This is a genomic window from Burkholderia sp. Bp9016, from assembly GCF_003857765.1.
Classification (GTDB): Bacteria; Pseudomonadota; Gammaproteobacteria; order Burkholderiales; family Burkholderiaceae; genus Burkholderia.
This window is the reverse complement of record NZ_QTPY01000041.1, coordinates 20794-32381: the sequence shown is the minus strand read 5'-3', so window position 1 is coordinate 32381 and position 11588 is coordinate 20794. Positions and strand designations below refer to the sequence as shown.

The 11588-nt window shown below is 65.2% G+C and carries 7 protein-coding genes; 2 read left to right on the top strand and 5 right to left on the bottom strand.

What is annotated here, in order from left to right:
• A partial coding sequence (locus DIE13_RS30725; RefSeq protein WP_260435147.1) for a glucoamylase family protein occupies window positions 1–6423 on the bottom strand: 6423 nt, incomplete at its 3' end.
• A 60-nt stretch (window positions 6424–6483) separates the two neighbouring features.
• Window positions 6484–6972, bottom strand: a complete 489-nt coding sequence (locus DIE13_RS30720; protein ID WP_233409997.1) for a type II toxin-antitoxin system HicB family antitoxin — start codon at window positions 6970–6972, stop codon at window positions 6484–6486.
• Between the two features lie 291 nt (window positions 6973–7263).
• Between DIE13_RS30720 and DIE13_RS30715 the strand changes: the two genes are divergently transcribed.
• Both DIE13_RS30715 and DIE13_RS30710 read left to right on the top strand, forming a co-directional pair.
• Window positions 7264–8136: a slipin family protein gene (locus tag DIE13_RS30715; protein ID WP_124830765.1), complete on the top strand. Its 873-nt coding sequence runs from the start codon at window positions 7264–7266 to the stop codon at window positions 8134–8136.
• 409 nt (window positions 8137–8545) lie between these two features.
• Window positions 8546–8833: an integrase core domain-containing protein gene (locus DIE13_RS30710; RefSeq protein ID WP_124830764.1), complete on the top strand. Its 288-nt coding sequence runs from the start codon at window positions 8546–8548 to the stop codon at window positions 8831–8833.
• Window positions 8834–8931: 98 nt separating this feature from the next.
• Here DIE13_RS30710 and DIE13_RS30705 read toward each other — a convergent pair whose 3' ends face one another.
• From DIE13_RS30705 to DIE13_RS30695, 3 genes are read right to left on the bottom strand one after another with little or no spacing between them, the layout of a single operon-like run.
• Entirely contained in the window at window positions 8932–9222 is a 291-nt protein-coding gene (locus DIE13_RS30705) for a DUF6587 family protein (RefSeq protein ID WP_124830763.1), read from the bottom strand.
• On the bottom strand, window positions 9219–11093 hold the full coding sequence (locus DIE13_RS30700; RefSeq protein WP_124830762.1) for a ferrous iron transporter B: 1875 nt from the start codon (window positions 11091–11093) through the stop codon (window positions 9219–9221). The genes DIE13_RS30705 and DIE13_RS30700 overlap by 4 nt, the downstream gene beginning before the upstream one ends.
• Complete coding sequence (locus DIE13_RS30695; RefSeq protein ID WP_124830761.1) at window positions 11090–11341, bottom strand: ferrous iron transport protein A; 252 nt, start codon at window positions 11339–11341, stop codon at window positions 11090–11092. The genes DIE13_RS30700 and DIE13_RS30695 overlap by 4 nt, the downstream gene beginning before the upstream one ends.
• Window positions 11342–11588: the final 247 nt, after the last annotated feature.

The following is an 11588-nucleotide window of genomic DNA, read 5'->3' as shown; positions in this document are numbered from 1 at the left end:
AGCTGATCGACCGCCAGATCGAGGTCTGGGAGTACCCGGATGGGCGGATCGAACTCCGGGCTGACGATCGTGTGTTGGGCTGTTCGTCACCCAGGTATAGCCGCCCCCCTCCGCAGATGTCAGGAAGCCGCACGACGGATTCGCGACGACATTGACCCACGGCATCGGCGTGCATTGCCCGGGCTGCAGGATCACGACGTATTCGCGGCCGCCGCGCGCGAAACCGCCGATGCCGTTGAAGTACTCGAGACCGACGCCGGCCTGTGCGCCCTTCGGTGGCAGAATCGCAGACGGTAGCAGCGGCGGGCTCGCGGCATCCGGGCGCGCGGGCAGCGGCGAAGCCCCGAGGCGCCGCAATTGATCCACCAGCCGGCCGTTGCGCGCGGCGAGCACGGCCCGCGCAGCGGCCGGAAACAGGGCGCGCGCCGCCACCGTCATCAGGTCTTCACGCAGCACGAAAATACTGCCACGTCCGGCTTCGCCCGGCGGCTGCCGGGGTCGCACCAGCCCCTCGAGCGCCGCCTGCAAATCCTGCACATACGACGCCGCGCGCTCGTTGATAATGACCAGATCGACCTCGAGCCGCTTCATCCGCCAGTACTCGTGCGCGCGAATCAACTGTCGTACCATGGCGATGTGCTCGATGTCGTCGATCCGGACAAGCAGTATCGGCAGATCCCCCGATACGCCATGCGTCCATAACGGTGACGCGCCCACGCCGCCCGACGCCGATACCGCCGCCGCATGGCGCAGCAGCGTGGCGGAGCCCGGCCGCATCGACGCATCGCTGTAGAGCATGTATCCAGCCAGTTGCTGGAACAACGCGGCCTCGTCGAGGCTCACCGCGCTGTGCCGCAGTTGCACCTGCGCCTGGGTCCACGCGAGCATCGCCGCACGCGCGAACGATTCACCGTCGCGATGCTTGTCGACCAGATCGAGCAACTGCGCGCGCGAATCCGCGACGATGGTCCAGTAGACGATGCTCGCCTTCGCGCCCGGCTCGATGCGCATCTGCCGCCGCAACGTGAACGCAGCGTCCAGCACCGCGCCTTCGGAAGCACTCAGCGCACGCCGTTCGGTCAGCACAAGCGGCAAGTGAACGCTGCGCCCGCGTCCGATGACACGCAATCGATCGGTATCGAATTCTTCCGCGCCGACGGTTTCGCCGGCAGTCACCGCCAGATGAGCGGCCCAAACCTCCGCCTCGTTCGGCGAGCGCTTGCGGCGTGTCGCCAGAATTGCGCCGGACGCCGGCATGTACTCGGTCTCGATGAACAGCTTCGAGAATGCGGGATGCGCGTGATCGGCGGCGGCTGGCGCCAGCACGATTTCCGCGTACGACGTAAATTCGATCACCCGCGGCCGGGCGCCCGTGTTGGCCACCGACACCCGACGCACCTCTGCGTCGTCCTCGGCGGATACCACCACCTCGAGCGACGTCGTCAAGGTGCCGTCGCGACGCACGAACTCGGCGCGATCCTCGGTGAACGTCACGTCGTAGCTGTCCGGTGCCACGCCAGTGGGCTGCCACGTGGCCGACCAGACGTCGCCGTTCTCGGCGTCTCGCAGATACAGATAGCTGCCCCAATCGTCGCGCGTCGCGTCCTCCCGCCAGCGCGTAACGGCCAGATCGTCGCGACGGCTGTAGCCGGACCCTGCGGCCGTGAGCATCACGGCATAGCGGCCGTTGGACAGCAGATGCGTGACCGGGGCGGGATCGTTCGCGGACAGCAGGCGTCGCGCGACGCCTGCATCGATTCCATGCATCCTGCCGGCGGGGCGCGTGTCGACCCGCGGCCGCCCTGCCGCGACCCGGCCCGGCACCCGCTCCTGCAACAGCAGCTCGGTGGCTCGAGCGGCCGGTTCCGCATGGAAGAAGGTGCGAATGCGCCCGCCCAGCAACGCATTGGCGATCGACACAATCGACATGCCCTGGTGATGCGCCATGAACGCCTGCACGATGGCAACCGGCACGCCTTCCGGCACGCGCGCGGGCGTATAGTCGAGCGCTTCGTAGAAGCCGAAGCGCCCGCACGCGCCGGCCGTGCGCAGCCGTTCGAAGTTGCACGCGGCGGCATGCGGCGCGACCATCGCCGCAAGCGCGGTCGCATAGGGCGCGACCACCAGATTCTGGTCGAGATCGCGCTTGAGCCCCAGCTCCGGCACGCCGAAGCTCGAATACTGATAGGTCAGCTCGATGTCGCGCGTGTTGTATGCCGACTCGGACATGCCCCACGGTAGCCGCAGCCCGTCGCCATAGGCGATCTGCCGACGCACCACCAGATGGTTGGTCCGCGCGAGCAGGCTGCTGTCCGGCGCGCGCATCACGAGCGACGGCATCAGGTATTCGAACATCGATCCCGACCACGAGACCAGCGCAGCGCCGTGCCCGATCGGCGTTGCCAGGCGGCCTAGCCGGAACCAGTGGCGCGTCGGGACATCCCCTTTCGCGATCGCGACGAAACTCGCCAGGCGAGCCTCCGACGCCAGCAGGTCGTAGTTGCCCGGATCGCGCTGCCCGTCGGCCACGGCGTAGCCGATCGAAAGCAGGTTCCGCACCGGGTCGAGCAGAAAGCCGAACTCCATCGCATAGGCCATCTGCAACGCGGAATCGGCCAGCATCTGAAGGCGCTTGTTCAGCACGTCCGCTTCGTCCGGCGTGCGCGTCGCGTCACGACAATGCCCTTGCACCACGTGCTCCAGCGCCTGCGCCCAGAACAGCACGTCGTCGACGTCGCCACCCCGCACCCGGCCGACTTCGTCCATCAGCGCGCGCGCGACGTCGGCGACTGTCGCAGCGAGGATCGTGATCGCGTTCCATTCCGTCGCGGCGCGGCCATCCGTCGCGGCGAGCGTGTCCTCCAGTTCAGTCGCGGCCCGCTCGAATTCGCAGTGCAAGGTCGTCCGGGCGTCGCCATTTCGGCACACAGCCTTGCGCAACAGCGCCAGCGTATCGCCGATCCCTTCATGCGCGGCCTGCCGTCCCACCCCAGTGGGCTGATTCGCCCACGCCCGGCAACCGTTGCCGAGCGCGATCAGGTGCCCGGCGAGATTGCCGCTGTCGACCGACGACACATACCGCGGTTCGAGAGGCCGCAGGTCGCGAGTGTCGTACCAGTTGTAGAAATGGCCACGATAGCGCGACATCAGCCGCATCGTCGCGAGAGTCGCCTCCAGCCGCGACACCGCGTCCAGCGTGCCAAGCCAGCCGAACTCGCGGGCGCTGACGACGGACAACAGGTACAGCCCGATGTTGGTGGGCGAAGTGCGGTGCGCGCAAACGGGCTTCGGGTCCTCCTGGAAATTGTCCAGCGGCAGCATCTGATCGTCCGCCGTCACGAACGTCTCGAAATAACGCCAGGTCCGGCGCGCGTCGCGCCGCAGTTGACGCGCATCGTGCGGAGTCACCGCCAACTCGCCCGCCGGCCGCGGTGCACGGCTCAACCAGTAGGCGATCGCGGGCGCCGCGAGCCAGACGAGTGCAAACGGCACGGCCAGCCAGCCCGTATGACGATCGAAGCGCCCGCCCGCCGTCAGGCTGGCAGCCGTGGCAAGCAGCGCTAGCGTCACGCCGCCGCGCATTTGCAGATAGGTGGACGCGAGGGTTCGCCGGTCGCGCGCGCCCGCTGCGGCCGCTGTCGTCCATTCGAGCAGATGGCGACGGCTGATCGCCACGCGAAACAGCGTGCGCGCGATCGCGTCACCCATCGACCACGCCTGCTGCGGCAGCATGACGATCGACAGGCCAAACCGTGTCAAAGCAAAGCGCAGCTCCATCGACCACGCATGGAGCATGCTGCGCGTCGTCATCCTGACATGCGTGCGCCGCCAGCGCGGCACCAGCCCGCTCAATACGGGCAACAGGAACGGCAGCGCGATCGTTACCAGCACAAAGGCGATCCAGCCGAGCGACACGGGGAGCGGCTGCATCCATCCGACCAGTAGCGCAATGAGCATGGCGGGCGCCGTGAGCGTGCGGCGCAGATTGTCCAGCATCTTCCAGCGGCCGACCGCCGTCAGCGGTTCGTGGCCGAAAATCAACCATGGCAGAAGCTGCCAGTCCCCGCGCGCCCATCGGTGCAGGCGTCCCGCCGCGACGTCGTAGCGGGACGGCGACGCTTCGACGACCTCGACATCCGATGCCAGCCCGGCCCGCGCGAAAATGCCTTCGAACAGATCGTGACTGAGCACCGTGTTCTCCGGCACGCGGCCGGCGAGCACTGCCTCGAACGCATCGACGTCGTAGATGCCCTTACCCGCATAGGAGCCTTCGTCGAACAGATCCTGATAGACATCCGATACGGCCGATACGTATGGATCGATGCCGTGCGCGCTCGACGACACACGCTGGAACAGCGACCCCTCGTCGCCGCTCGCGAGTGACGACGTGACACGCGGCTGAAGGACGCCGTAGCCTTCGACGATGCGCCGGCTCGCCGAATCGAATATCGGCCGGTTGAGCGGGTGCGCCATCTTGCCGATCAGACGGCGCACGGTATCGCGCAGCAGCCGCGTATCGGCATCGAGCGTAATCACGTAGCGCACGTCAGACGGCACGCTCGGCGGCCTGCCTGCCTGCGAGATGAACGTCGTGTCCGATGCGCCGCGCAACAACCGGTTCAGTTCGTGCAGCTTGCCGCGCTTGCGCTCCCAGCCCATCCAGCATCGTTCGCCGTCGTTCCACACGCGCTTGCGGTGCAGCAGCAGGAAGCGCCTGCCTTCGCCCGGCGCCGCCGGATAAAGGCGATTCAACCGGTCGATGCCCGACGTCGCGGATGCCAGCAGTTCGTCATCGCTGTCCGCGTGCGGCGTGGGCGCGTCCACCCAGTCGGAGAGCAATGCGAAGTAAAGCGCGCCGTTGGGGCTCGCCAGATGATGAATTTCCAGTTGCTCGATCTGCTCGCCGAGCGCCGCTTCCGTCGTCAGCAGCACCGGCACGGCGACCATCGTGCGCAGGCCCGGTGGAATGCCGTCGAGCAATGCAAGGCCGGGCAGGATCTTCGCGCCGACATCGCGCATCACGCTGCGATTGACGAGCGCGACCGCGGCGTCGAGCGCGGGCAGCAGGCCAGCGAGGCCGAGCCAGATCATCCAGTGGCCGGGCGGTTCGACATGCATGAGCGATGCCAGCATGCCCGTCAGCAGCAGTGCGACAATCAACCCGATGCGGCCGAGATAACCGCCAAGACCAGCTTGGCGAGTCAGGCGCCGCAACCACAACGCAACGGGTGGCCGATAGCCGATTTCCGCTTCGAATGCGGCGCGGCCGTCTGCCAGCAGGTAGTAACCGGGATCCGTCTCGCGGCCCGGCATCGCACCGGCGGCCGGCGCGCGGCTCGCCCCCTGCGCCGCGGCATCGGCGACGACACGGCGGGCAATCTCGATCTCGCTGACGGGCGCCCCACGGGCAAGCGCTTCCACCGCGTCGCGATACAGGTTGCGCGTGGGGAAATCCATCTCCGCGAAGCCCGGGTGGCTGCGCAGCACCTGATCGACCAGGCTGATGCGCTCAAACAGATCGGTCCAGTCCACCTCCGAAATCAGCCGCATGCTGGTGATCACATTGCGCACGGTCAGGCTGGCGGCACCTTGCTGGTGGTTGACGGAGGCGACGATCTGGTCCGGCGTCGTGCCGCGCGCTGCCAGGTGCCGGTGCAGCCACGCCAGTGCCGGCGCGACGGCCGGATCGGGATCGTGTAGCCGCTGGATCAGTTGCACCGCGAACGCATCGTGCGATACGGCCTGCTCGTAACGGGCGACGAGCGGCCCCGTCTCCACCCGTGCCTGGCCGCGTTCGCCGAGCAGGCGATCCGCGAGCGCGTCGGCGTCGAGCCGCGCGCACCGGTCGTCGATGATCTGATCCGCGAGCCGCCGCAGGTTTTCGATCAGCACAATCCGCAGCGTGATCGCCACCGCCCACAGTTCGCCGATCGTCAGCGGCTCTACTGCCTGGTAAGCCAGCATGAAACGGCACAGCGCATCGGGATCGAAACGGCTGTCGGTATGGGCGACGAACGACCAGTTGATTCCGAACACGCGCGGATAACCGACGAACGGGCCGTTGCCGAGCTTGGGCAGTTGCCGGTAATAGCGCGGGGAAAGGTCGTCGCGGATCTGCCGCACCTGCTCCGCGACGAGATAGTAGTTGTCGAGCAGCCACTCCGCTGCCGGCGTGATTTCCTCGCCGCGCGCGTCTGCGGCCACCGTGTTTCGGTACGCCTTCAGCAGATGATCCGCGTTGTCCTTCAGCCGCGTCGCCAGAGACGGGCCAGAGGCCGCCCCGGGAAATACCTTCTGCGCACGCGCCAGACTGCCCGCATGCTGAGCAAGCCGTTCATCGCCGAAGAACTCCTCGCGAATCGGCCGTGCATTGCTCCATGGCGACGTCCGGCGTCGCGAAACACGCGCAACGTGAATCTTCAAGGCACCTTCTCCCCAATGATCGCACCATCCGTCCGGCTTCGCACCCGGTGCGCCGCACCGTTACCCCACTTCCGACAGCGATTTCGCGATTGGTTCGAGACGCACGCTGCCCTGCTGCGCGAATCGGTCGGCGGCGTTCGCGCACGCCATTGACACGAACGCATCGCGAGTCGTGCGCTGCGCGCTCGCCGTCATGTCGATGTCGCGCACGATGCGCTTCGGCAGGCACAGCTCGATCCGCACGGAACTCGAGGTCACTCCGGTCAGGTCGATATCGAAGAACCGCCAGATTCCGTCACCCAGGTCGACATCCGACGCCTGCAATATCGCCATGTCCGTGGTCGCCGGCGGCACGAGACGCGCGGAGCGGTCATAGCAGTCCATGACCTGTCGCGCCGCAGCCGCCTGCAACTCGCCATATGAGTCACCCTCCACCTCGATTTCCGGAAAATCCGGAAGCGCGCCGCGATAGCGGGGATTCCCTTGATGCGTGATATAGACCGGATATTTCATGAACCGCTCCCGACAGAAAATGGCGACGAACGTCATCGTGCGTCGAGGCGGCCCGACGAGTCGGTACGCTGAAGAACAGTCTGCGGGGCACGTTTCGTGGTGACTTGCCCGCCGTTCACGCACCGGATCGCCCGATGCCTCGCTATCCGGTCAGTCAAGCACGACGCGCTCGATCGAGGTACGGCACCGTACCGATTGGCACTGCAATGGAGCGCACGCTCACGTCAGGGGCCTCTGTCTCTGTTGCCAGAATACCCAAGACGACCTGGATGCGGCGTGCTTCATCGCTCATTCGGCAGGTCGTTGTCACCAAATCGGAACCTCGCCATGAATCCCATCACACTCGTTTTATCTGCTGCGTTCGTCCTCGCGGCATTCGTCATCGGCGCGTTGGGCTACCTGTATCTCGCGGTCCCCATTTTCATCGTCGCGGTCCTGATCGCGTTATCCGTGCGGGTCGCCAACGTCTGGGAAAAGTTCGTTATCCTTCGGATTGGCAAGTTGCAAAGCGTCAAGGGTGCAGGTTTCTTCATGATAATTCCAATCCTGGACAATGTTGTCGCGATCATCGACGAACGTATTCAAACCACCGCCTTCAACGCCGAACAAGCGCTGACCAAAGATACCGTTCCTGTCAATGTCGACGCCGTGATTTTCTGGCATGTCCATGACGCGCAGAAAGCCGCGCTCGCCATCACCGACTATCGCCAAGCAATTGACCGCGTTGCGCAAACCTCACTGCGGGAAATGATCGGGGCATCGATGCTGGCTGCATTGTTGTCGGATCGCAAGGCGGCCGACATGCACTTGCGCGACGAGATTGGCAGAAAGACCGTGGATTGGGGCGTGACCGTCCGCTCGGTCGAGACCCGCGATGTCGCGATCCCGGTCGCGCTGCAGGATTCGATGTCGCGCCAGGCGCAAGCCGAGCGCGAAAAGCAGGCACGGGTGATCCTCGGCTCCGCGGAGGCCGAAATCGCGACCAAGTTCGTCGAAGCGGCGCAGGTCTACGAAAATCATCCTGGTGCGCTTCAGTTGCGGGCGATGAACATCATCTACGAAACGACGAAGGAACGCGGAGCGACGATCCTGATTCCCAGTGCGATGGTGGACAGCCTGAATCCGGTGCTCGCGCTTGCGATTGCCGGATATGACGCGGCGGGCGCCGCGCCCGTGCCTGCGCTCAAGACAGCAGCGTAATCGCTAGCTGGTATTCACTCTCCGGCGACGCCTTGCGCAGATCGCCCGGACATGTCCGGAACGGGGGCACACCCACAATTTGATGACGAGACTGTTGCGAATACGCCTACATGGGCAGGAGGCGGAAATCGCTTCACCGCGTTGCAGCGCGGGGATGGTCGCGGCGAAGGTGGGGGTTACTCGCATTCCGGGGCGGTCGTCGATCCTGATACAGCGCCGATCGATGAACCAGCGTGACCGTGTCATTGCATGAAGATAGTGGCCGCGTTCGTGTCACAACGGCTGATCCTCGAATTGCATCTGGTTCGTCACCGAGACGATGCGGCCGACGCGCCACGCGACGGCTACTACTACGAGGTTCGCATGATTCGCGTCGGCAACGGGCCGGAGTTCGCTGGCAAGGTGTTGGATGCTGGGCCTAGAAGCCGGTGTCGCGCTGTCGTTTATTCGGCCTGGCAAGCCGGTGGAAAATGCCTATATCGAGAGCTTCAACGGGCGGTTCCGAGATGAATGCCTGAACGAGCGCTCGTTCGTCTCAATGCGCCACGCCAAACGGCTCATTGAGGAATGGCGTATCGAGTACAACACCGAGCGACCTCATAGTTCGCTCGGTTATCTGACACCCGTGCAGTTCGCCCGGGCGCACGATGCAAAGCAGCAGTTTTTAACCTCGGACTCTAACTGCAGTCCGGACTAAAACCGGGGGCAGGTCAAAAGCTCTACCGCACGTCGCGACGAACCGCTCATCTGCGTCGACGCGGCGAGCGGATCGCGGAGTCGTCGTCACGTGCAGGTTTACTTGCGCGGCGGATGGAACGTGATGGTTTGCTCGACGTTCGGGTCCGAAGGCCCGCAGGTGCCGCACGTTCCGCAGCCGTCTCCGCAGTCGCCAGTCGCGCCCTTCGGCTGCAGCCAGCGGCCCACGCGTTGCACCAAGGCTCCCCGCTGCGGGCGCAGCAACGACGCTGCCGCGCTCGCCTGCAACCGCGCAGTTGTTACGGGTGCGAGCTTGCGCAGCGCGGTCCACACGCTCGCCGCAACGAGCAGCGCAATCACGGCGTATTGCAGCAGCAGACCGGTGCTCATGCGAAGTGCGTGGCAATCTGGTACGTGACGAATGAAGCCGCATACGCCACGACGAACATATATCCGAATGAGATCACCACCGTACCCCACGAACGCGTTTCGCGGCGGATCACGGCGAGTGTCGACATGCATTGCGGCGCGAACGCAAACCACACCATCAGCGAGAGCGCACTCGCCACGGAGAAGTTCTGTGCGAGCGTGTGACCGAGTGCAGCCACATCGCTGTCCCCGCCTGCCACAGCGTAGACAGTGGCCAGTGCCGCTACGGCGGTTTCGCGCGCGGCGAAAGCGGGAATAAGCGCAAGACTCATTTGCCAGTTAAATCCGAGCGGTGCGAACGGCCATTGCAGCGCGCGGCCCAGGTAGCCTGCGATCGTGTAGTCGATGGCCGGCCCTGTTGCGCCCGCAGGGGGCGAAGGAAAGGTGGAGACGAACCACATGATGACCGTGAGCGCGAGGATGATGCCAGTCAGGCGCTTGAGGAAGATCGTGCAGCGCTCCCACAGACCGATTGCCACGTCGCGCGCACGTGGCATGCGATACGAAGGCAACTCCATCAGCAGCGCGTGCTCGCCACTGTCGCGGCGCAGATGCTTCATCACCCAGCCCACGGCCATCGCACCCGCGATGCCCGCCACGTAGAGCGTAAACAGCACGAGCCCCTGCAGGTTGAGGAAGCCGAGCACCGTGCGGTGCGGAATGAAGGCGCTGATCAACAGCGCGTACACCGGCAGGCGCGCCGAGCATGTCATGAGCGGTGCGACCAGAATCGTCGCAAGCCGGTCGCGTGGATCGGAGATGCTACGCGCCCCCATCACCCCCGGAATCGCGCAGGCAAAGCTCGATAGCAGCGGGATGAATGAGCGGCCCGTAAGGCCAACCGAAACCATCATGCGGTCCAAGAGGAACGCCGCGCGCGGCAGGTAACCTGACTCCTCCAGCACGAGGATGAAGAAGAACAGAACGAGAATTTCTGGCAGGAAACCCAGCACGGTGCCGAGTCCGCTGAGCAGACCGTCGGTGAGCAGGCTGCGCAGCGGCCCTTGCGGCAGCCACGCACCCGCGATGCCGCCGAGCCAGTCGAAGCCGTCGCCGATCGAGTCGGTAAGCGGTTTGCCGAGCGAATACACCGCCTGGAATACGAGGAACATTACCGCCGCGAGAATCAGCGGGCCAAGCACGGGATGCAGCACGACGTTGTCAATGGCGTCGTCGCGCGCGTCAGTGGCGCGCGGCATGGTCACGGCGTCAGCAAGGATCCGGCGTACGGCGCCGTGCAGATCGGCGGACCGTTCCGGCGTGGCGTCGAGTCCTGCGGCGTACGAGCCATCCGTGCTCACGCGGTCGAGCAGCGCGACGAGGGACTGTGCGCCGTTGCGCCGTACGGCAACTGTTTCGACCACGCGCATGCCGAGCGCAAGCTCGAGCTTTGGCACATCGACCACCACCCCGCGCCGCTTCGCGGCGTCCATCATGTTGAGCGCGAGCACGACGGGGCGGCCCATGCGCTTGAGTTCCAGCACGAAACGCAGATGCAGGCGCAGATTCGTCGCATCGGCCACGCAGACGACCAGATCGGGCGGCGCTTCGCCCGGGTAGCGGCCCATCAGTACGTCATGGGTGACGCGTTCGTCGGGGCTGGTCGAGTCGAAGCTGTACGCGCCGGGCAGATCGAGTAGCTGGACCTTGCGTCCGGCCGGCGTAACAAAGCGGCCTTCCTTGCGCTCGACCGTCACGCCAGCGTAGTTCGCCACTTTCTGGCGCGCGCCGGTGAGGAGGTTGAACAGCGCTGTCTTGCCGCAGTTGGGATTGCCGACGAGCGCGATACGCAGCGGCGCGGTCGTCGCAGGCGTTGCGGGCGCGGTACTCATGCGACAGCCTCAGCATTGATCCGAACCCTCACCCGAAGTGCTTCGGCGCGCCGAAGCGCGAAGCGCGTCGAGCCTATCTGCACGAGTAACGGGTCGGCGCTCCAGGGCGCACGCGCGACAACGCGTACGGGTTCGCCTGGCACGAAGCCGAGATCGCGCAAGCGCTGAGCGATCGGATCTCGCGCCAGAGTGTTTTCGACGCACTCGACAAAGGCGCTTGTGCCCTTTGAAAGCTCGTGGAGACGCATGGGGAACGATTGGAAATTGAAATGAGAATTGTTTTTATTATATCAGCGATATGCGTGCGCATCGCTGAATGCGACGCCACAGGACGGGACGGTTGATGGCATGCAGTCGGCCAGGAGCCAGCCGACCTCCCTCTGATTTCCCCGCTACTCGTCCGACGCACGCGCAAAGTATCGCCGTGATCTCGCGAAGCATTGCCCCATCCGCTGCGAGATCACACCACAGATGGAGCCTTTTACATGATGAACA